Source organism: Pseudomonas fluorescens (assembly GCF_902497785.1).
In the GTDB taxonomy this organism is placed as follows: Bacteria; Pseudomonadota; Gammaproteobacteria; order Pseudomonadales; family Pseudomonadaceae; genus Aquipseudomonas; species Aquipseudomonas fluorescens_BO.
Genome location: NZ_CABVHK010000006.1, coordinates 53,108 through 74,044 on the forward strand (window position 1 = coordinate 53,108; position 20,937 = coordinate 74,044).

Consider the following 20,937-nt stretch of genomic DNA (forward strand, 5'->3'; position numbering starts at 1 on the left):
CAAAAGCGGCTAACGTCCCGTAAAGCCGAGGGTAATGCCGCCGGACGCGAGGCAATATCCGCTGCGCGCAGATCGCTATCCGTTTTGTGCAAGGCCCTGAACCGGGCATGGAATGAAGGTGCTTTTTGAAAGACCGTTGCCCCCTCCGACAAACTGTCTTCTTTGCGAACGCATTTGAACGCTAAGCTTGGGCCTATGGATGACTCTGATTACTTACGCCTGCTGACCATTGCGGCCGAGCAAGCCAACGCGTTCCTTTCCAATGCCCGCAAATGGGAGCGAGAGCGTTGGGTGTGCCAGCGCCTGTTGCAAGGCCTGAACATTCCCTACCGCATCGACGAGTTCGCCCCCGCCGGAGAGCCGCCTGACGTGTTGTTTCGCGACGCGAATTTCGAAGTGTTCTTTGTGCTCGACGAAGGCCGGCGGCTCAATGATGAATGGCGCGACGAGCTGCAACGGCGGCGCAGTGCGTTTTCCCTGAGTTCGCTGGTGCGCCGGGAGGCCAAACCCAGGCGCATTCCGGCCAACGAATTCCTGCTGAGACTGGCGCCGACCTTGCGTAAAAAAGCCCACAACTACAAAGAACGCGGCATGGACCTGGGCGAGCTGGACATCATCGCCTTCGCCAGCCTCAAGCGCGAAGTGCTCGACCTCAACAGCCATTTCCCGCCACCCACTGAATACCTGCGTCAGGGCTGGCGTTCCTTGTCGCTGGTCGGCCCGACCTTCGCCCGGGTGCTGTTCGCTCATCCGGATGCACCGGATTTTCTGCGCAGTAACCTTGGGCGCAGCATCGTCTTCGACGTCGGTATCAGCCTGTGAGCCCGTTGCAGGAATTGATCGCTGAAGTCCCGCAGATCGGCCGCGTGCGCTGGATCGGTGTGCGCCCGCAGCCTCACGTGCCGATGATCGAACTGGAGGCCGTGGAAGCGCGCCTTGAGGCCGGTTTGACCGGTGATCGCGCCCGCCCCGGCGTGCGCAATGCGCGGCAAGTGACGTTGATTCAATGGGAGCATCTGGCGGTGATCAGTTCGCTGATGGGCCGCCCGCAAGACAAGCCGATTCGCCCTGAAGATTTGCGCCGCAACCTCGTTATAAGCGGTATCAACCTGTTCAGCCTCAAGGGTCGTCGCTTCAAAATCGGCCAGGCGATTTTCGAAACCACCGGTTGGTGCCAGCCCTGCGCGCGCCTGCAAAACAGCCTCGGCCCGGGCACGTTTCAGGCCGTGCGCGGCCATGGCGGAATCACCGCCCGAGTGTTACAAAGTGGCATCATCCGCCTGGACGATACGGTCAGCATCGAGCCGATTCCAGAGAGCGGCTATGCTCCGTTCATACGGGATGCAAACCGCGTGTAGCGTCTCCACATTCAGCAACGTCTACCCCTGACGAGGCCCGATATGACCAGCCGCCTGAACCCCGACGACCAAAAGCATGTCGAAGAGTACCTGCACCTGTCCCAGCACCGAGTCGAGCGCCGGCCTTTCCGGCCGTGGATGCTCCTGGTGCTGGTGTTGGCAGTGACCATTGGCCTGGGCCTGTTGAGCCGATTTATCAGTTACCTGACGCTATGAGCTGCTTCGCGCTCGCTCGGTTGACTGCACCGATTTCTTTTAGCCTTGCGAGATATCCCCATGACTCATCGTATTGTCATCGTTGGCGGCGGCGCCGGCGGTCTGGAGTTGGCTACCCGTCTGGGTAAGACTCTGGGAAAACGCGGCACAGCCAGCGTCATGCTGGTCGACGCGAACCTGACCCACATCTGGAAACCGCTGTTGCACGAAGTGGCGGCCGGCTCCCTGAACTCTTCCGAAGACGAACTCAACTATGTTGCCCAGGCGAAATGGAACCACTTCGAGTTCCAGCTGGGGCGCATGAGCGGGCTCGATCGCAGCCAGAAAAAAATCCAGCTGGCAGCCACGTATGACGAGGCTGGACTGGAACTGGTGCCGGCGCGCGAAGTGCGTTACGACACCTTGGTGATCGCGGTCGGCAGCACCACCAACGATTTCGGTACCCAGGGCGCGGCGCAGCATTGCCTGTTCCTCGACACCCGCAAGCAGGCCGAGCGCTTCCATCAGCAATTGCTCAACCATTACCTGCGCGCGCACGCCGGGCAGACGGATGTGGTGGAACAGATCAGCGTCGCTATCGTCGGTGCCGGTGCCACCGGTGTAGAACTGGCCGCCGAACTGCACAACGCGGCACACGAGCTGGCCGCTTATGGTCTGGACCGGATCAAACCGGAAAACATGCACATCACCCTGATCGAGGCTGGCCCACGAGTGCTGCCCGCCCTGCCAGAGCGCATCGGCGGACCTGTGCATAAAACCCTGGAGAAACTCGGGGTCAACGTCATGACCAATGCGGCGGTCAGTGAAGTGACCGCCGACAGCCTGATCACCGCCGATGGCAAAGTGATCAATGCCAGCCTCAAAGTCTGGGCGGCCGGAATTCGTGCGCCGGGTTTCCTCAAGGACATTGATGGTCTGGAAACCAATCGCATCAATCAGCTGCAAGTGCTGCCGACCCTGCAAACCACCCGCGACGAAAACATCTTCGCCTTCGGTGACTGCGCGGCCTGCCCGCAGCCGGGCACTGACCGCAATGTGCCGCCGCGCGCGCAGGCGGCGCATCAGCAGGCCTCGCTGCTGGCCAAATCGCTGAAGCTGCGGATCGAAAACAAGCCGTTGCCTGTGTACAAGTACACCGATTACGGCTCGCTGATTTCGCTGTCGCGTTTTTCGGCTGTGGGTAACTTGATGGGCAACCTGACCGGCAGCGTCATGCTCGAAGGCTGGCTGGCGCGGATGTTTTATGTGTCGCTGTACCGCATGCACCAGATGGCGCTGTATGGCGCGTTTCGCACGGCAATGTTGATGCTCGGCAGCAAGATCGGGCGCGGAACCGAGCCACGACTCAAACTTCACTAAAGTTTTTAGCGTCAGCTAGCGCCTCATCGCGGGCAAGCCCGCTCCCACAGGATCTTGTGTGGTACGCACATTTGCGCACGACGCAGAGCCCTGTGGGAGCGTGGCTTGCCCGCGATGCTGGCGACTCGGTCCAAACCTGCAAACCCTTGTGTGTCCCACTGTATCTACCCCGCGATTCCTTCCCTTCGCTTACAAACTCCCCCCTTGCGCGACACAGTAGCGATACACCCCACCCTTTAAATGGCCACATCCGAGCAAGGCACCCCGCCCGCTCCGGTTATCGCCGCACTTACGTGGCGTCCTTTATCGAACGGTTGTGTCGTGCAACCCAGGAGATTCAAATGTCCCGTACCACTAAAAACACTATCGGTTTGCTTGGCGCTGTCCTGGCCGGTGGCATGATGTTGACTGGCTCCGTATTCGCTTCGCAGCCTCTGACTCAGGGTTACCTGTTGGCCTCGGCCGAAACGGTGGTGAAAACCCCTGAAGGCAAATGTGGCGAAGGCAAGTGCGGCGATGCCTCGATGGCAAAAACCGATACCGACGGTGACGGCAAAGTGTCCCGCGCCGAATTTGTGAAAGTCGCGCCGAAGTCCAATTTCGACAAGATCGACACTAACCATGACGGCTTCATCGACGAGCAAGAGGCATTCGATAACGTGAAGGCCAACTACGAAGCCAACGGCAAGAAAATGCCAAAAGGCCTGTTCGAGCACTTGAAAGACCAAGACGGCGCCTAAGCTTCCGCGCATCAGGCCGCGCTTCTCTCATCGAGAGGCGCGGTTTTTTTTCGTCTGGCGCAAACGTAAAAGCGGTTTTTGACAGGCAAAAAAAATCCCCGCATCTTTCGATGCGAGGATTTTTAATATGGTCGGGGTAAGGGGATTCGAACTCCTGACATCCTGCTCCCAAAGCAGGCGCGCTACCGGACTGCGCTATACCCCGGTAAAAAAAAGGCGACCTTTGCAAGTCGCCTTCTTCGATCAGTGCTTTTGGCCTCTGATCTTAAGATCTGATCCCAGCGTTAACTGGTTTCAAAAATGGTGGGTCGTGTGGGATTCGAACCTACGACCAATTGGTTAAAAGCCAACTGCTCTACCAACTGAGCTAACGACCCAAAAATGGTCGGGGTAAGGGGATTCGAACTCCTGACATCCTGCTCCCAAAGCAGGCGCGCTACCGGACTGCGCTATACCCCGGTAAAAAAAAGGCGACCTTTGCAAGTCGCCTTCTTCGATCAGTGCTTTTGGCCTCTGATCTTAAGATCTGATCCCAGCGTTAACTGGTTTCAAAAATGGTGGGTCGTGTGGGATTCGAACCTACGACCAATTGGTTAAAAGCCAACTGCTCTACCAACTGAGCTAACGACCCAAAAATGGTCGGGGTAAGGGGATTCGAACTCCTGACATCCTGCTCCCAAAGCAGGCGCGCTACCGGACTGCGCTATACCCCGGTAAAAAAAAGGCGACCTTTGCAAGTCGCCTTCTTCGATCAGTGCTTTTGGCCTCTGATCTTAAGATCTGATCCCAGCGTTAACTGGTTTCAAAAATGGTGGGTCGTGTGGGATTCGAACCTACGACCAATTGGTTAAAAGCCAACTGCTCTACCAACTGAGCTAACGACCCAAAAATGGTCGGGGTAAGGGGATTCGAACTCCTGACATCCTGCTCCCAAAGCAGGCGCGCTACCGGACTGCGCTATACCCCGGTTTGAAATTGGCTCCGTGACCAGGACTCGAACCTGGGACCCAATGATTAACAGTCATTTGCTCTACCGACTGAGCTATCACGGAACTACATATTTCAATTTACAACTGTGAAGCTTGCTTCACCTCTTCGACCCGTTCGCATCGCTGCGTTCGTGTGTCTGAGGCGCGCTATTCTACAATCTTAAGCACCTCTGTCAACCCTTTAAATTGCATTCAAGTTAATGATTTGCAACTTATTTCAGATTCCTGCTTGGGGAGCAGAAACCCTTCCGGGTGACTTACTGCGGGGCGCACTTTACAAGCCTTTTCCTTTCAGTTCAACAACCTGACGAAAAAAAGGCCCCGCGATGCGGGGCCTCTTGCAGGAGCGAGCTTGCTCGCGAAAAAAGCCGGAACAACGCGTTCATCCAGACAGCGTGCGTTATCGTTGACGTCCATCGCGAGCGAGCTCGCTCCTACCGTAGTAAAAGTGCATCAGACGAAGACGATTTCGTCGTTGACCACGGTGCCTTTGGCGATATCGCCCGCCATGAACCGACCCGAAAGAATCAGCTGCGCCAGCGGGTTTTCGATCCAGCGCTGGATCGCTCGTTTCAGCGGCCGTGCGCCATAGACCGGGTCGTAACCCACCGCAATCAGCTTGTCCATGGCCTCAGGGCTGAGTTCCAGTTTCAGCTCGCGCTCAGTCAAACGACTGCGCAGACGACCCAACTGGATCTCAGTGATGCCCGCGATCTGATCCCGCGCCAGTGGCTCGAAGATCACCACTTCGTCGACCCGGTTGATGAACTCCGGCCGGAAGTGCGTGGAAATCGCATCCATCACCGCTGCACGCTGAGCCTCACGATCACCGACCAGTTCCTGGATCTGAACCGAACCCAGGTTGGAGGTCATGACGATGACCGTGTTTTTGAAATCCACGGTGCGACCATGACTGTCCGTCAGGCGGCCATCTTCCAGCACTTGCAGCAAGATGTTGAACACATCCGGGTGGGCCTTCTCGACCTCATCCAGCAGGATCACCGAATAAGGCTTGCGACGCACCGCCTCGGTCAGGTAACCGCCTTCTTCATAACCTACGTAGCCTGGTGGCGCGCCAATCAGTCGGGCCACGGAATGTTTCTCCATGAACTCGGACATATCGATCCGCACCATCGCCTCTTCGGTATCAAAGAGGAACTCGGCCAGTGCCTTGCACAGCTCGGTTTTACCGACACCGGTCGGGCCGAGGAACATGAACGAACCGCTCGGACGATTCGGGTCGGACAACCCGGCCCGCGAGCGACGCACCGCGTTGGAAACGGCGATCACCGCTTCGTCCTGGCCGATCACGCGTTGGTGCAACAGGCTTTCCATCTTCATCAGCTTGTCGCGCTCGCCTTCGAGCATTTTCGACACGGGAATGCCGGTCCACTTCGACACGACTTCAGCAATTTCTTCCTCGGTCACCTTGCTGCGCAGCAACTGGTTTTCACTTTTGCCGTGCTGGTCGACCATTTGCAGGCTGCGCTCCAGGTCCGGAATCACCCCGTATTGCAGCTCGGCCATGCGGTTCAAGTCGCCTTTACGGCGGGCGGCTTCCAGTTCCTGACGGGACTGCTCGATTTTCTGCTGGATCTGCGCAGAGCCCTGAACTTCGGCTTTCTCCGCGTTCCAGATTTCTTCGAGGTCCGAATACTCACGTTCGAGCCGAGCGATTTCTTCCTGGAGTTTTTCCAGACGCTTCATCGCCGCTTCGTCGCTTTCTTTTTTCAGCGCCTGGGATTCCACCTTCAGCTGAATCAGACGACGCTCCAGACGGTCGAGCACTTCCGGCTTGGAGTCGATCTCCATGCGGATACGGCTGGCGGCTTCGTCGATCAGGTCGATGGCCTTGTCCGGCAACTGACGATCGGTAATGTAGCGGTGGCTGAGCTTGGCCGCCGCGATGATCGCGCCGTCGGTGATCGCCACTTTGTGGTGAACTTCATAGCGTTCTTTCAGGCCACGCAGAATGGCGATGGTGTCTTCTTCGCTCGGTTCGTCCACCAACACTTTCTGGAAGCGCCGTTCGAGGGCCGCATCCTTCTCTATATATTGGCGGTACTCGTTGAGCGTGGTCGCGCCGACGCAATGCAACTCGCCGCGAGCCAGTGCGGGCTTGAGCATGTTGCCCGCATCCATCGAGCCTTCGCCTTTACCGGCGCCGACCATGGTGTGCAGTTCATCGATGAACAGAATGATCTGCCCTTCCTGCTTCGACAGTTCGTTGAGCAGGGATTTCAGGCGTTCTTCGAACTCGCCACGGTATTTGGCACCAGCAATCAACGCCCCCATGTCGAGGGACAACAGGCGTTTGCCTTTCAGGCCATCCGGCACTTCGCCGTTGATGATGCGTTGGGCCAGACCTTCGGCGATCGCGGTTTTACCGACGCCAGGTTCACCGATCAGTACCGGGTTGTTCTTGGTGCGGCGTTGCAGCACCTGAATGGTCCGGCGAATTTCGTCGTCCCTGCCGATCACCGGATCGAGCTTGCCGTCTTCGGCGCGCTTGGTCAGGTCGACAGTGTATTTATCCAGCGCCTGACGCGACTCTTCGTGGTTGGCGTCGTTGACGGCTTCGCCACCGCGCAGGTTGTTGATCGCGTTTTCCAGGGCTTTCTTGCTCACGCCCTGGCCGAGCAACAATTTGCCGAGCTTGCTGTTCTCGTCCATGGCGGCGAGCAACACCAGTTCGCTGGAGATGAACTGATCGCCTTTCTGCTGGGCCAGTCGATCCGCCTGATTGAGCAGGCGCGCCAAATCCTGCGCCATGTTGACGTCGCCGGTCGGGTTCTGGATTTTTGGCAGCTGGTCGAGCTCTTTGGTCAGCTCTTTACGCAGGCTGTTGACGTCAAAACCGACCTGCATCAACAGGGGTTTGATCGAACCACCCTGCTGTTCAAGCATGGCTTGCATCAAGTGCGCCGGCTCGATGCCGGGATGGTCAAGGCCGACGGCCAGCGATTGGGCGTCGGATAGAGCTAACTGTAATTTGCTGGTTAAACGGTCTATACGCATGGGTCACCTTCCTTTTGAGCAGGCCGGACCTATAAAACATCCTGAATGAAGAAACCTGCCAGATACCTCATAAGATGTGGTCGATTCTGGGAGTTTCAAGCGTCATGACGTTGATGCAGATCAGGAGAGTCTAGCGTTCCAGCCAGACCAGGGAGGCGAACCGACCGGTGCGAGGGCTGCGGCGGTAAGAAAAGAATCGAGGATCGGTCACGGTACAGAAACCGCCACCGTAAACAGCGGTGACACCGCGAGCCGCCAGGCGCAAACGCGCCAGCTCATAGATGTCAGCCAGGAACTTGCCGGCGTTTTGGCTGGGCGCGAAGGCTTTGGCAGCTTCGGGCAATTGCTCGACGAAGGTTTCCCGCACTTCCGGGCCGACTTCAAAGGCTTGCGGGCCAATGGCCGGGCCGAGCCACACCAGCACCTCTTCGGGCGGTACGGCCAGCGTATCGAGGGTCGCTTCCAGCACACCCGACGCTAACCCGCGCCAACCGGCATGAGCGGCCGCGACGCGCGTGCCGGCACGGTCGCAAAACAGGGCAGGCAAACAATCGGCGGTCATCGCCGCACAGGCAATGCCCGGTGTCGCGGTCCAACTGGCATCAGCGGTCGCTGTCACGCCCGGGTCCGCGTGAGCCACGGCAATGCCGTGAACCTGCTGTAACCAAGCCGGTTGAATAAAAAAATGATCGTTAAGACGCCGACGATTTTCGGCAACAGCCTCAGGGCTGTCATCGACGTGATCGCCGAGGTTGAGGCTGTCGAACGGCGCCAGACTGACGCCGCCCGAACGGGTGGTGACGCAGGCTTTCACCCCGGCAGGCGCAGGCCAGTCGGGAATCAGCCAGTCACTCATCCGATGAACGCCTCGCGGTCTTGCTTGAGCAGGGTCAGCAACCAGACGAAATCGTCCGGCAATGGCGATTCCCAGCTCATGCGTTTACCGGTGGTCGGATGATCCAGCTCCAGGAACCGCGCATGCAGGGCCTGGCGCGGGAACGCCTTCAACGATTCGACCATGGTCACACTGGCCGCCGGTGGAATGCGGAAGCGACCGCCGTAGGCAGGGTCTCCGACCAACGGGTAGTTGATGTGAGCCATGTGCACACGAATCTGGTGCGTACGACCGGTTTCCAGCTTGACCCGCACATGAGTGTGCGAGCGGAAACGCTCGAGCACGCGGTAATGGCTGACGGCTTGCTTGCCACCTTCCATCACGGCCATGCGCTGGCGTTGCTGGCCGTGACGACCGATGGGCGCGTTGATCTTGCCGCCCGCCGTCACCACACCGATCACGATGCATTCGTAGATCCGGCTGACGCTGCGGCTCTGCAACTGTGTTACCAGCTGCGTCTGGGCCTGAATGGTCTTGGCCACCACCATCAGACCGGTGGTGTCCTTGTCCAGGCGATGCACGATACCGGCGCGGGGCACATTAATAATGTCCGGCACGTGGTGCAGCAAGGCGTTGAGCAAGGTGCCATCAGCGTGACCGGCAGCCGGGTGCACCACCAGGCCCGCAGGCTTGTTGATCACCAGGATGTCGTCATCTTCATAGACGATGTCCAGCTCGATGTCCTGAGCGATCCATTCGCCCTGAGCTTCCTGCTCGGCAGTCAGCTCAAGAATGGCGCCACCGTGAACGATGTCTCGCGGGCGGATTACCGCCCCATCCACAGTCAGGCGGCCGTCTTTGATCCAGGCGGAAAGGCGCGAGCGCGAGTGCTCAGCGAATAATTGTGCGGCGACTTGATCGAGGCGTTGGCCGCCCAATTCGGACGGCACCTCTGCGCGAAGTTCAATTTTATCGGACATGCTCGGACTAGGCGTCGGCACAGCCTTTGGTTTCGGCTGCGCGCTTGTGGTTAAATACGGCGTCTTTTGCCCCGAGGCTATTCAACGGGGCGCTCATCATAACAGGACGGCCCCGCCCAAGACAGCGGCCGTCATAGGGACGCAAGCCGCCATGCAAGTGAAACACCTGCTGCTGATCGCCATCCTCGCATTGACCGCTGCTTGCTCATCGAAGGAAGTCGTAGACGAAAACCTTAGCGAAGTCGAGCTGTACCAGCAGGCTCAGCAAGATCTGGACAACAATAGCTACACCGCTGCCACAGCCAAGCTGAAGGCACTGGAGTCGCGTTATCCGTTCGGTCGCTACGCTGATCAGGCTCAACTCGAGCTCATCTACGCCAACTACAAGAACACCGAGCCTGAGGCTGCGAAGTCTGCTGCCGAGCGATTCATTCGTTTGCACCCACAGCATCCGAACGTGGATTACGCGTACTACCTCAAGGGTCTGACCTCCTTCGACCAGGACGTGGGCCTGCTGTCGCGTTTCCTGCCGCTGGACATGACCAAGCGTGACCCGGGCGCTGCCCGCGACTCTTACAACGAGTTCGCCCAGCTGACCAGCCGCTTCCCGAACAGCCGCTACTCGCCGGACGCCAAGCAGCGCATGATTTATCTGCGCAACCTGCTGGCGGCCTACGAGATTCACGTCGCCGACTACTACCTGACGCGTCAGGCTTACGTCGCTGCCGCGAACCGTGGTCGTTACGTGGTGGAAAACTTCCAGGAAACACCGGCAGTCGCTGACGGCCTGGCGGTGATGACCGAGGCGTACCAGCGTCTGCACCTGGACGAACTGGCCAACACCAGCCTCGAAACCCTGAAGCTCAACTACCCGAACCACCCAAGCCTGGTGGACGGTCAGTTCGTGCCGTCGGTGGATGAAGCCGACAACCGTTCGTGGCTGAGCAAGGCTACCCTGGGCCTGATCGAGTCCCGTCCGCCGCTGCCGCCGGGCGAAACCCGCGCCAACCAGGACGTGCAGAAGCAATTCCAGGACGCCAAGGACGCAATCCCGAGCGATCTCAAGCCTAAAGACGAAAATGGCGACGTGATCGAAGAAGAGGAACACGAAGCGGAAGGCAACAACAGCGACCGTTCGTGGTTCAGCTACATGACCTTCGGCGTGTTCGACTGACACCTTGGGTTGTGCAAAAGGGAGACGCTTGCGTCTCCCTTTTTATTTCCGCGATTTATTACGCTGTGCTCCCGTCATGTCCTTGGCTAAACTGCTGAATCACTCGTCATAAAGCAGCTCGCCATGCTTCGTTTATTGTTCTGGATCGCCCTGATTGCCGCCGCGGTATGGTTGTGGCGCAAGTTCAAGGGGCAGGCCTCCGCGCCCAAATCCTCTGCCGAACCCGAATCGGCACCCATGGTTCGTTGCGCCCATTGCGGCGTACACCTGCCCCGCGACCGCGCGCTGAACCTTCAACAACAGTGGTATTGCAGCCAGGCTCACCTTGAGCAAGGCCCGGGCTCCAGTGATCGCTGAGACCTCCAGTCCCGGCAGAAAACAGGCCCAGCGACTGCTGCGCCTCTATCATTTCTACCGCTTGAGTGTCGGCATCACCCTGGTGCTGCTGATCTCCAGCAACCTCGACAATCAGTTGCTGACGTTCACCAACGACGACCTGTTGCGCGGTGGCAGCTGGCTGTATCTGGTGCTGAACCTTTTATTGGTGGTGTTCCGCGAAAACACCCGCCGCCCGGCGCAGTTGTTCAGCCTGGCATTGATTGACGTCCTGCTGCTGTGCGTCCTGTTTTACGCCGCAGGGGGTGTCGCCAGCGCCATCGGCAATCTGCTGATCGTCTCGGTTGCCATCAGTAATGCCTTGTTGCGCAGGCGCATCGGCCTGCTGATCGCCGCCGTCGCTTCACTTGGCATCGTCGGGCTGAGCTTTCTCCTGAGCTTCAGCCATGCCGCCAGCCCTAACGATTACCTGCAAGTCGGCACGCTCGGCGCCCTGTGCTTTGCCGCGGCATTGCTGGTGCAAGGCCTGATCCAGCGCCTGGAAGTCAGCGAGACCCTCGCCGAGCAACGGGCCAGCGAAGTGGTGAGTCTAGAGGCCCTTAATGCGCTGATCTTGCAGCGCATGCGCACCGGCATTCTGGTGCTCGACGACCAGCGGCGGGTGCAACTGGCGAACCACAGCGCGTTCGCCCTGCTGGGCCAGGACACGCTGGAAGGCCAACGGATCGACGACTGCTCGCCCGCCCTGGTCGAGCGCCTGCAATTGTGGCTGAACAACCCGACGCTGCGCCCCCAAAGCCTGAAAATCAGCGGCAGTGGGCTGGAACTGCAGCCCAGCTTCATTGCCCTGGACCAAAGCACCCACCGCCAGACCCTGGTCTTCCTCGAAGACCTTGCGCAAATCGCCCAGCAGGCCCAGCAACTCAAGCTCGCGGCCCTGGGTCGCCTGACCGCCGGCATCGCCCACGAGATACGCAACCCGTTGGGCGCCATTAGTCATGCCGCCCAGCTATTGCAGGAATCCGAGGAACTGAACGGCGCGGATCGCCGTCTGACCCAGATTATTCAAAATCACTCTCAGCGCATGAATCGGGTTATCGAAAACGTCCTGCAACTGTCCCGCCGCCAGCAAACCGTACCGCAACGGCTCGATCTGAAGCCGTGGCTGGAACAGTTCGTCGCCGACGTTCGGGAAGCGGCAATCGAGCGCCAGCAGATTCATCTGCGCATTGGATCAGGCAACTTCAACACCCTGATGGACCCGAACCAACTGACGCAGATTCTCGACAATCTGTTGCGAAACGCCTGGCGCCATAGCGCTCAGATCCACGATCAGGCGCAGGTCTGGCTCGATTTATTTATCGACCCCGACAGCCAACTGCCCATCATCGAGGTGCTGGACGATGGCCCCGGTGTGGCGCCGGATCAGCAGGTGCATTTGTTCGAACCGTTTTTTACCACCAGCGCCCAAGGAACGGGGCTGGGGCTTTATCTGTCCCGTGAGCTGTGCGAAAGCAATCAGGCCCGCCTAGACTTCAAGCCACGCCAAGACGGCGGTTGCTTTCGCATCACCTTCGCTCACGGACGGAAACACGTTTGAACAACAGCTCACGGCAAAAAGTTCTGATCGTCGACGACGAACCGGATATCCGCGAACTCCTGGAAATCACTCTGGGACGGATGAAACTCGACACCTTCAGCGCCCGCAATATTGCCGAAGCGCAGGCCCTGTTGAAGCGCGAGACGTTCGATTTGTGCCTGACCGACATGCGCCTGCCCGACGGCACCGGTCTGGAACTCGTGCAACATATCCAGCAACGCTACGCCCAAGTGCCCGTCGCCATGATCACGGCCTATGGCAGCCTCGACACCGCAATCAATGCGCTCAAGGCCGGCGCGTTCGATTTCCTGACCAAACCGGTGGACCTCGCCCGCCTGCGCGAACTGGTCACCAGCGCGCTGCGTATGCCCGCGCCGGGCGGCACCACTGATCGTCTGTTGCTGGGCGACTCGTTGCCCATGCGCAGTTTGCGCAAGCAGATCGACAAGCTCGCCCGCAGTCAGGCGCCGGTGTACATCAGCGGAGAGTCCGGTAGCGGCAAAGAGTTGGTGGCCCGGCTGATCCACGAGCAAGGCTCGCGCGCCCATCAGCCGTTTGTCCCGGTGAACTGCGGGGCCATCCCTTCAGAACTGATGGAGAGCGAATTTTTCGGCCATCGCAAAGGCAGCTTCACCGGCGCCATCGAAGACAAACCCGGACTGTTCCAGGCGGCCCATGGCGGCACGCTGTTTCTCGATGAAGTGGCGGATTTGCCGCTGGCGATGCAGGTCAAGCTGTTGCGGGCGATTCAGGAAAAAGCCGTTCGCAGTGTTGGCGGGCAACAGGAAACCGTGGTCGACGTGCGCATCCTCTGCGCGACCCACAAAGACCTCGACGGCGAAGTCGCCGCCGAACGTTTTCGTCAGGATTTGTATTACCGGCTCAACGTCATCGAACTTCGGGTGCCACCCCTGCGCGAGCGCCGTGACGACATTGAGTCATTGGCCGGTCATGTCCTCCAGCGTCTGGCAGCCGGCAGCGGCCAGCCCGCCACGACACTCCACTCGCAAGCCCTTGAAGCGCTGAAAAGCTACCGTTTCCCGGGCAATGTACGGGAACTGGAGAACATGCTCGAACGGGCTCACACGCTGTGCGACAACCATCAAATCGAAGCCAGTGACCTGCGACTGGCCGAAGGCAACTGCTCCGCCGACAGTGGCGTGCCGGACCTGACGCAGATCGACAACCTGGAAGATTATCTGGACAACATCGAACGCAAACTCATCCTCCAGGCGCTGGAAGAAACCCGCTGGAACCGCACGGCGGCGGCTCAGCGGTTGAATTTGTCGTTTCGCTCGATGCGGTACCGGCTGAAGAAATTCGGGTTGGATTGAAGCCCTCTTCGCGAGCAGGCTCGCTCCCACAAGGTTTAGTGTGAACTCTGTGGGAGCGAGCCTGCTCGCGATAGCGATCCGGCGGGCACCCAGCATCTAACGGTCAGAGCCGCCCGGCCGGTGCATACGGCGCCGGATCAATGATCGGCGCCCTGCCCAGCAACACATCCGCAAACAACTGACACGACGCCGGCGCCAACACCAGGCCGTTACGGTAATGCCCGCAGTTGAGCCACAGCCCCTCAAACCCCGGCACCCGGCCAATATACGGAATGCCTTCCGGCGAACCCGGTCGCAGGCCGGCCCAGTGCCCGACCACTTCGGCCTCCGCCAGCGCCGGAATCAATTCCACCGCAGATGCCTTCAGGCTCTCCAGCGCAGAATCGGTCGGCGTCTTGTCGAAGCCCTCATGCTCCAGCGTGCTGCCAATCAGAATGTGTCCGTCCCGGCGAGGAATCGCGTATCGCCCCTTCGCGAGCACCATGCTCGGCAGGAAATCCGCCGCGCACTTGTAGAGAATCATCTGCCCTTTTACCGGCTCGACCGGCAATTCCAGCCCCAGGCCTTTCAGTAAATCGCCGCTCCAGGCGCCCGCAGTCAGCACCACCTGATCACCGCGGATAACCCCCGTCGGCGTCTGCACACCGACAACCTTATCGCCTTCGCGAACAAAACCACTGACTTCACATTGTTCATGCAGGGTCACATTCGGCAACGCCAGCAGAGCAGCCTTGAGGGACTTCACCAACCGCGGATTGCGCACATTGGCCACGTCAGCCATGTAGATCGCCCGGGAAAAACCAGAGCCCAAAACAGGCACGGCATCGTGCGCCGCCGAGATATCCACAGCCCGCAACGGACGGTTTTCACGCTCGGCCCACGCCAGCGCTTCGGCCTCATCCTCCAGATCCAGCCAGTACAGGCCGGTGGTGTGGACTTCGGGATCAACCCCGGTCGCGGCGAACAGGCGCTCGCCGAGCTGTGGATAAAAGTCTTGGGACCAGTGGGCCAGCGCAGTGACCGCCGGGCTGTAACGCCATGGGTAGAGCGGTGAAACGATGCCGCCACCGGCCCATGACGATTCCTGACCGACGTTCGCACGGTCCAGCAGCACAACGCTCTGTACTTCGGACGCGAGATTGAACGCTGTCAGCAGGCCAATCACACCGCCGCCGACTATCACCACTTGCTGTTGCAGGCTCATGTTCTGATCCAACCGTTAAATAGACAGAGGGCGCAAAAGGCGCCCGAAAAACAAACTCAGCGACCCCAGCAATCTTTGTTGGCAACGCCGGCCGCCGCACTGCCCAGGGTTCTGACGCCGGTGTTGGTGATGATGAAATCGCCACACTTGTCGGTTGCCATGGCACTGCCGGCCTTGCGCGTGGCGGTCAGCACAAAGGTCTGGTCAGTCAGGGTCGGGATGATGGTGTAGTAGTCATTGCCGGCACTCAGGCCGGTGGCCGCGGTGTAAACATTGTTCTTCGAGTAGAACCGTTCGAGAATTTGCGCCTGCTCGGACAGCAGACCGGCCACTTCTGCCCGTCGCCCCTTCTTCACGTATTCGGTAAGGCTCGGGTAGCCAATGGTGATGACGATCCCGATGATCGCAATCACAATCAGGATTTCGATCAGGGTAAAACCTCGGCTGGATCTGCGCATGGATCAACTCTCACTTACTGAATTTGTCGCCACATGATGCGACGGCTACCACTGCCGCTGCCGCCACCAATCGGGAATGATTTGATGTTGCCACTGGAGTCGCTCGCTACGACGATCCTGCCGCCATTGACGCTAGCGTTTAGCGTCGGAATACCGCCAGAAAAGACTACGCCGCTGGATATCGTGTCAATGTTGGCGACCACACCATCATTATTGGTGTCGAGCACCGCATAGTTGAGCATCTTACCGCTGAACGCTTCGAGCACGACCAGCTTGCCGGTGCCGAAGCTGGCGCACGGGTCCGTGGTGTCCACACTGGCAGTGGTAAACAAGATTCGCCCCAGCGACAGGATGGCCTGGTTGATCACCCGCTCGCCGGTCAATACGCTGTTGTAACTCAGTGGCAGATACCAGCCCTTCTTCGCCGGATAGGTCACTTCGTTCTGGCTGGTGGTGATGAATTGCCCCGCGCTCCCCGAAAATGTGCCGGTGACCGACTGAGCCTGCAAACTGGCCGTGGTGATCTGGCCCGAGCCTCCGTCCGCGTCCCACACCGCATAAAACGCCTGCAGATCCTTGTTGGTCTTGTCGGCGGTCTCGTTGAACTTGCCGGTGCCGAAAAATACCACCTTGCCACCCAGGGTATTGTCCGCCAACAACGGCTGCGCGGTAATCGGCTGTGTTGCACCGCCCGCGGCCGTGAACAAAGGCTTGCCGGAAAACGCCACGCCCCACTTGTCCGGGCTGGAGGCGCTCAAATCGAACTTCCACAGCCGTCCCTTCAGATCTCCGCCATAAGCAGCCTGCACCACATTCTGCGAGTTGACCTTGAGTTTCACCGATGACAGGCCATTGCTGGTATCCGTGCTGTCGACGACGATTTTCTTGATCAGTGATCCGTCTTGCAGATTCACCACATACAACGCCGCCAGACCCGAACTGCTGCCATAGCCGTTGGAAATGAACGCCGCCCAACTACCATCGTTCAAGCGTGCCACTTCCGGACGCGCGTAGGCATAACCCAGATCATTGAAAACGTTCGCCGGATTTGCCGGCACCGGCGCACTGATCTCCCAAAGCGCCTGGATCGCGTTGCTGGGCGAAGCGTCAAACAGCTGAAGCGCGTAGAACGTTTTACCACCCGCGCCTGTCCCGCCGACCGCCAGGGTTTTCCAGACATTGTCGAGCCGGGCGTCGAAAACGCCGACCTGGCCATCGACCAGAAATTTGTGGCCGACGCCGTTGATGTAATTGGTGTCGGCGATGGTGCGCAACGATGGCAGCACGCTGGAGGGCATGTAGGCGTAGCGTCTGGCACCGTTGCCAGGGTTGATGACGCTGACAAAACCATCGTTGGCGTTGACCACCAGATTGCTGTCCATTTTGCTGGCCTTGAGGGCCAGATAGGTGCTGTAGCTGATGTCATTCACCAGATCAGCCGCGGTTTGTTCGGTTGGCGAGGCCAGCACCAAGGGTGAGTTGATGATGTCGCCGAGCAACGCACTGCGTACTCTCAAGCCGTTCTTGTTGGTGCCTTTGCTCCACTCCACCAGATCGGCACCCTTGATTCCGTTGGGCAGCCCCTGATTCAGAACGCTCTTCTGCGCGGATGAGAAATTGCCGTAAGCCAGGGAGATGGCCGTATTGCTTTCGCTTTGCCACGACTGGTAAATCGGCGCCGTCGCGCCGGGTACGATGGCGGTGTCAGTGCTCCAGAGCACCGAGGCCGTATTCACCTGACCTGTGGCGGTGAATCCAAATGATTTGATGGTGCCGCGCCAGTCCTTGGGGTCGTAAGTAGTCTGGTAGAAAGCGGAACCCACGCCGACTATCGGGCCGCTCGTGGTGCCGCCTCCCCCTGACCCGGCTTTCGAGGTGATGTCGCTCAGGGCAGATGCCAGCGCGATATTGAGCCCGGTGCTGTCGGTCGCCTGGTAGTACTTGCCCTGACCGTAGGTCGCGGCGCTCGATAACATTTGGTTCGCGGCGGTGAAACCGACGGTGTAGGTGTTCATGTTCTGGACGGGGAAATCCACGTCCCAGTTTTTGCCGCTGGCATCTGTACCGGTACTGCGCATGTCGATGTCGAAGGCGAATTTGGCAATGTCATCCAGGTACAGCGTGTCGCCCTCACCATCACCGTTGAGGTTGTCACCGTCGTTGGCGCTGTTGCCGTCCCAGTTCGGCAAGCGGGTGCCACCGAGCGGATCGTTGGTCGGGAAGGTCCGGTCAAACGTCGGCAAGCCGTCGGTGACCACCACGCCGTAGTTTTTCTGGCAGCGATACTGGATCGGGCTGGTGTAAGTCGTCGGCGAGGAGTTGTAGTACGGCGCCATGCCGCGCATGTACCGCGTAATTTCGTAATAGGTTTCTGCCAAGGGCGTATTGGCGATTGCACTCAAACCGTTGATCGAGGAAATCAACGCGTTGTAGTTGCTGTCGGCCTGGGCCTGGGTGACGCTGCCACTGACTGGAGAAAGGTCACTGACCGCGCGGGCGATAAAACCGCCCGGCCCCGAGTTATTGCCGGTGGGCGGATTGAAGGTCGCCAGGCCTATGCGCAACGAGCGGTTACTGGTGACCAGCGAGGTGGAGACGTCTTGCGCAACACTCATGCGGTAATCATTGGGAATCGCATTATTACCGTTGGTGTAGTCCCTGTTCGAACCGTTCGCCTCTTTCACCAGGTATGACAGGTAGTTCGCCGTATAACGCGTGTTTTCATTACCCACAGGGTCGGGCAGTTTCAGGCATATAGAGGACAGCCCCAGGAACCCGCGATAAAAACCGTACCAGTTGCCGTTGCTGGAGCAGCCTCCCCGATTGAGGCTGGACAAGGCGATATTGGTATCGCTCATGTCCAGACCCTGGCCGCTGATGCATGAGAAGTTGGAGCTGCAATTGGCAATTTGCGGGTAGTTGTCCGCCGGTTTGAAATCCGCCGCCCAGATGATGTTGTTCATGCTCCCCGAATCATCGATCAGCAGCACAACGTTGGGAGGGACTGCTGCCGCACTCAACAGCGGAGATTCCGAAGGTGCGAATGCGTAGGCCGGCGCCGCCAGATAAAAGCCAAGCACAACGCCCATCAACCATTTCCACACCCCGCAGCACCTATCAATACTTGGCATAGATGCTCTCCACCACGCTGCGAACGTTATTGCCGACGATGGCCACTGCCGTGACCCGATAAAGCGTCGCAGAGGTGTTGCTCGGCACATTCACCGCGTTCAAGGTGGTGCCGATGTTTTGCACGCCGTAGAAGCCGTTGCCGGCCGCGACCCAAGTGACACCCGAGGTGGCATTGAAACCCGCGCCGGTGATTAACGCTGACTCGGCCGGCGGTGCACACTGCGTGGTGCCACTGCAAACCGCCAGCGTATAGGTGCCCTGTTGCACTGCACTTTCGCCCATGCGCAACGCGGCCTCGGCGTTCTGGAACGACTGATTGCGCAGGGTCACGCTGTTGGCCATTTTTTCCTGCAAGGTGGCGTTTTGCATCGATGAAAGGCCGATCAGCGTCAGCAACAGCAGAAATACCAGGCTGACCAGCAACGCCATGCCGCGCTGGCCCTTAGAGTTTGCAGAAGCAAATTTCATCAGCCCTTCCCTCATGGCAAGCGGTTGCGCAAGGCGGCAACTACGTTGAAGGTTTGATCGCGCACCCGGCTGTTCGGGTCTCTCAGGGTCAACGTCAGGCGCACGCTGCGGATACGCGCCGGGTCGGTGGGATTCGTGCTGTAACTGGAAGCGGAGGCTTCCGAGGCCGAACTGGCGAGGCCGAAACTGACGCTGAAGGCACTGACGTTGTCGACGAGTACCGCTTGGGCGGGCGTGCCGACGCCGACGCCCATCGTCAGCTGGTTGTTCTTGAGGCTGTAGATCAATCGTCGAATCGGAAACGCCACCTGCCCCGATGTCAGCGCCGGTGGATTGGAGTACGCCGTTGCAGTGGTTCGGCAATCGGAAACTACCGTCCAGGTCGGCGTCCCGCCGCCCGTTCCGACATCGGCGGATACCAGGGTGAGCTTGAGATTGGCATTGTCCCAACTGATCGGCGTGGTATGGCTGGCATTGAAACTGCCCCCGATGCTGGCGTCAGTGATCGTCCCCAGACACCCGAACATCCCCACCATACGGATTTCCTGAATCATTTTGCTCAGCACGAAACGCGCATCTTCCTGCATGTTCGCCGATGCGTTCTGACTGATGTAGGTGTTCTTCGCCGCAATAAATATCTGCGCCACGCCCAGCACCACGACCAGGCTCAATGCCAGGGCGATGAGCAATTCGATCAGACCAAAACCCCGGTTGCGCCGGATCATGGTTTCGCCACCGGATCGACGGCGGCGCGACTGGTCAGCACAAAGCTGCGACGGGAATTGGCGATGTTGGCGGCACGGGAGTCGTCCCAGGTGATGGTGACGGTGTACACCCGCTGATTGAGGGTGACGCTGCCGGTGGCAGTGGTGCCCAGGATATTGACGATGTTGGAAGTGAAGTCGTAGAGATCCTGATCCCGGGCGACGTTGAGATTGCCCGACGTCGGTGGCGTGACGGTGTAGTCGGCACCGGAGTTGGCGCGGATACGGTCCATCATGTCGTAGGCGATAAAACTCGCCTGGCTGGTCATCCGCGAGCTGTCGGTGTACTTCAGCGCATTGAGCTGAAATGCCGCCGCCCCCAACAGACCCACACTCAGAATCAACAACGCAACCAGCACCTCGATCAGCGTCATGCCCTCCTGTGCACGTTGGCTCCATCCCCTCATCCGCAACTTCCACCCAATAGAATTCGTCCGTTCAAACACACATTCAGCGTCCTGCTTTGCGCCCCCAGAACGTAGCTGATCACCACCGCCGTGGACGGTGCCGCCAGACCGCCCAGATTGTTGAAATCAATGGGGGTCACTCCTGAGGTTAGCGTCAGAGTCGCGCCGCTGCTCATGGCGGGAACAACCCGCAATACATTGGCCAGAGTGCCATTACCGTCATAAACCGCCAACTCCCCGCTCCAGACGCCGCCGACCGTCGTCGGACGTACACGGGTGGTAACGCCTCGGTTGATCGCTTCCAGCCTGGCGTAATTCAGCGCCCGCTGCAGGTCGTTGATTTCGGTGTCAGCCTTGGAGCCTTGCACCGAACGGGTAAACGCCGGCACCGCCATTGTGATGAGTATCAGAAAAACCGCGAGCGCGACCAGCAACTCGATCAGCGTGAAACCTTTTGTACGATGATCCATCGGTGCCCTCCGTCGCCGTCGGCTATACCTGTTGTTACACGCTAAAACATTCGACCGACAGATGTACGGTTGTTTTGCCATCACTTGCGCAAGGA

The 20,937-nt window shown here is 59.1% G+C and carries 19 protein-coding genes and 8 tRNA genes; 9 read left to right on the forward strand and 18 right to left on the reverse strand.

The window, feature by feature from the left end; translation table 11 throughout:
* Positions 1-195 precede the first annotated feature (195 nt).
* The 5 genes from F8N62_RS10410 (at position 196) to F8N62_RS10430 (ending at position 3,673) form a co-directional block, all read left to right on the forward strand.
* Positions 196-822, forward strand: a complete 627-nt coding sequence (locus F8N62_RS10410; RefSeq protein WP_150710891.1) for a DUF1780 domain-containing protein — start codon at positions 196-198, stop codon at positions 820-822.
* A complete protein-coding gene (locus tag F8N62_RS10415) occupies positions 819-1,358 on the forward strand; it encodes an MOSC domain-containing protein (protein WP_150710892.1) in 540 nt (179 codons plus the stop codon). The genes F8N62_RS10410 and F8N62_RS10415 overlap by 4 nt, the downstream gene beginning before the upstream one ends.
* Positions 1,359-1,400: 42 nt before the next feature.
* Complete coding sequence (locus tag F8N62_RS10420; protein WP_060543358.1) at positions 1,401-1,574, forward strand: DUF3094 domain-containing protein; 174 nt, start codon at positions 1,401-1,403, stop codon at positions 1,572-1,574.
* A gap of 60 nt (positions 1,575-1,634) precedes the next feature.
* Positions 1,635-2,933: an NAD(P)/FAD-dependent oxidoreductase gene (locus F8N62_RS10425; protein WP_150710893.1), complete on the forward strand. Its 1,299-nt coding sequence runs from the start codon at positions 1,635-1,637 to the stop codon at positions 2,931-2,933.
* A 341-nt stretch (positions 2,934-3,274) separates the two neighbouring features.
* Complete coding sequence (locus F8N62_RS10430) at positions 3,275-3,673, forward strand: EF-hand domain-containing protein (RefSeq protein WP_150710894.1); 399 nt, start codon at positions 3,275-3,277, stop codon at positions 3,671-3,673.
* 128 nt (positions 3,674-3,801) lie between these two features.
* On the opposite strand, the gene F8N62_RS10435 is transcribed toward F8N62_RS10430, so the two are convergent.
* The 11 genes from F8N62_RS10435 to rluD all read right to left on the reverse strand — a co-directional run bounded on the left by F8N62_RS10435 (position 3,802) and on the right by rluD (position 9,495).
* Positions 3,802-3,878: transfer RNA gene (locus F8N62_RS10435), tRNA-Pro, on the reverse strand.
* A 96-nt stretch (positions 3,879-3,974) separates the two neighbouring features.
* Positions 3,975-4,050 (reverse strand) — tRNA-Lys (locus F8N62_RS10440).
* A 5-nt stretch (positions 4,051-4,055) separates the two neighbouring features.
* Positions 4,056-4,132 (reverse strand) — tRNA-Pro (locus F8N62_RS10445).
* Positions 4,133-4,228: 96 nt separating this feature from the next.
* A tRNA-Lys gene (locus F8N62_RS10450) sits at positions 4,229-4,304 on the reverse strand.
* A 5-nt stretch (positions 4,305-4,309) separates the two neighbouring features.
* Positions 4,310-4,386 (reverse strand) — tRNA-Pro (locus F8N62_RS10455).
* Between the two features lie 96 nt (positions 4,387-4,482).
* A tRNA-Lys gene (locus F8N62_RS10460) sits at positions 4,483-4,558 on the reverse strand.
* Between the two features lie 5 nt (positions 4,559-4,563).
* Positions 4,564-4,640, reverse strand: a tRNA-Pro gene (locus F8N62_RS10465).
* A gap of 9 nt (positions 4,641-4,649) precedes the next feature.
* A tRNA-Asn gene (locus F8N62_RS10470) sits at positions 4,650-4,725 on the reverse strand.
* Positions 4,726-5,115: 390 nt separating this feature from the next.
* Positions 5,116-7,680, reverse strand: coding sequence for an ATP-dependent chaperone ClpB (clpB, locus tag F8N62_RS10475; RefSeq protein ID WP_150710895.1), 2,565 nt, complete (start codon positions 7,678-7,680; stop codon positions 5,116-5,118).
* 130 nt (positions 7,681-7,810) lie between these two features.
* Positions 7,811-8,536 (reverse strand): peptidoglycan editing factor PgeF, encoded by a 726-nt coding sequence (gene pgeF / locus F8N62_RS10480; RefSeq protein ID WP_150710896.1) that lies wholly within the window; start codon positions 8,534-8,536, stop codon positions 7,811-7,813.
* Entirely contained in the window at positions 8,533-9,495 is a 963-nt protein-coding gene (gene rluD, locus F8N62_RS10485; protein ID WP_007942311.1) for a 23S rRNA pseudouridine(1911/1915/1917) synthase RluD, read from the reverse strand. The genes pgeF and rluD overlap by 4 nt, the downstream gene beginning before the upstream one ends.
* Before the next feature lie 151 nt (positions 9,496-9,646).
* Between rluD and F8N62_RS10490 the strand changes: the two genes are divergently transcribed.
* The 4 genes from F8N62_RS10490 (at position 9,647) to F8N62_RS10505 (ending at position 13,939) form a co-directional block, all read left to right on the forward strand.
* On the forward strand, positions 9,647-10,669 hold the full coding sequence (locus F8N62_RS10490; RefSeq protein ID WP_150710897.1) for an outer membrane protein assembly factor BamD: 1,023 nt from the start codon (positions 9,647-9,649) through the stop codon (positions 10,667-10,669).
* A 123-nt stretch (positions 10,670-10,792) separates the two neighbouring features.
* Complete coding sequence (locus F8N62_RS10495) at positions 10,793-11,026, forward strand: PP0621 family protein (RefSeq protein WP_150710898.1); 234 nt, start codon at positions 10,793-10,795, stop codon at positions 11,024-11,026.
* Positions 11,016-12,605, forward strand: coding sequence for a sensor histidine kinase (locus F8N62_RS10500; RefSeq protein ID WP_150710899.1), 1,590 nt, complete (start codon positions 11,016-11,018; stop codon positions 12,603-12,605). The genes F8N62_RS10495 and F8N62_RS10500 overlap by 11 nt, the downstream gene beginning before the upstream one ends.
* Positions 12,602-13,939: a sigma-54-dependent transcriptional regulator gene (locus F8N62_RS10505; protein WP_150710900.1), complete on the forward strand. Its 1,338-nt coding sequence runs from the start codon at positions 12,602-12,604 to the stop codon at positions 13,937-13,939. The genes F8N62_RS10500 and F8N62_RS10505 overlap by 4 nt, the downstream gene beginning before the upstream one ends.
* A gap of 103 nt (positions 13,940-14,042) precedes the next feature.
* Here F8N62_RS10505 and thiO read toward each other — a convergent pair whose 3' ends face one another.
* Genes thiO through F8N62_RS10540 form a run of 7 tightly spaced genes read right to left on the reverse strand, consistent with a single transcriptional unit; the run spans position 14,043 to position 20,842 of the window.
* Entirely contained in the window at positions 14,043-15,143 is a 1,101-nt protein-coding gene (gene thiO, locus F8N62_RS10510) for a glycine oxidase ThiO (RefSeq protein WP_150710901.1), read from the reverse strand.
* A 56-nt stretch (positions 15,144-15,199) separates the two neighbouring features.
* The gene (locus tag F8N62_RS10515) at positions 15,200-15,601 is read right to left on the reverse strand and encodes a type IV pilin protein (protein WP_150710902.1); all 402 of its coding nucleotides are present in this window, start codon (positions 15,599-15,601) and stop codon (positions 15,200-15,202) included.
* Between the two features lie 14 nt (positions 15,602-15,615).
* Complete coding sequence (locus F8N62_RS10520) at positions 15,616-18,732, reverse strand: pilus assembly protein (protein WP_150710903.1); 3,117 nt, start codon at positions 18,730-18,732, stop codon at positions 15,616-15,618.
* Positions 18,719-19,201 carry a PilX N-terminal domain-containing pilus assembly protein gene (locus F8N62_RS10525; RefSeq protein WP_150710904.1) on the reverse strand — a complete coding sequence of 161 codons (483 nt, stop codon included), beginning with the start codon at positions 19,199-19,201 and terminating at the stop codon, positions 18,719-18,721. Before F8N62_RS10525 ends, F8N62_RS10520 begins: the two co-directional genes overlap by 14 nt.
* 11 nt (positions 19,202-19,212) lie before the next feature.
* Complete coding sequence (locus F8N62_RS10530; protein ID WP_150710905.1) at positions 19,213-19,926, reverse strand: PilW family protein; 714 nt, start codon at positions 19,924-19,926, stop codon at positions 19,213-19,215.
* Positions 19,923-20,372: a type IV pilus modification protein PilV gene (gene pilV, locus F8N62_RS10535; RefSeq protein WP_150710906.1), complete on the reverse strand. Its 450-nt coding sequence runs from the start codon at positions 20,370-20,372 to the stop codon at positions 19,923-19,925. The genes F8N62_RS10530 and pilV overlap by 4 nt, the downstream gene beginning before the upstream one ends.
* Positions 20,369-20,842: a GspH/FimT family pseudopilin gene (locus tag F8N62_RS10540; protein ID WP_150710907.1), complete on the reverse strand. Its 474-nt coding sequence runs from the start codon at positions 20,840-20,842 to the stop codon at positions 20,369-20,371. Before F8N62_RS10540 ends, pilV begins: the two co-directional genes overlap by 4 nt.
* Between the last annotated feature and the right edge of the window lie 95 nt (positions 20,843-20,937).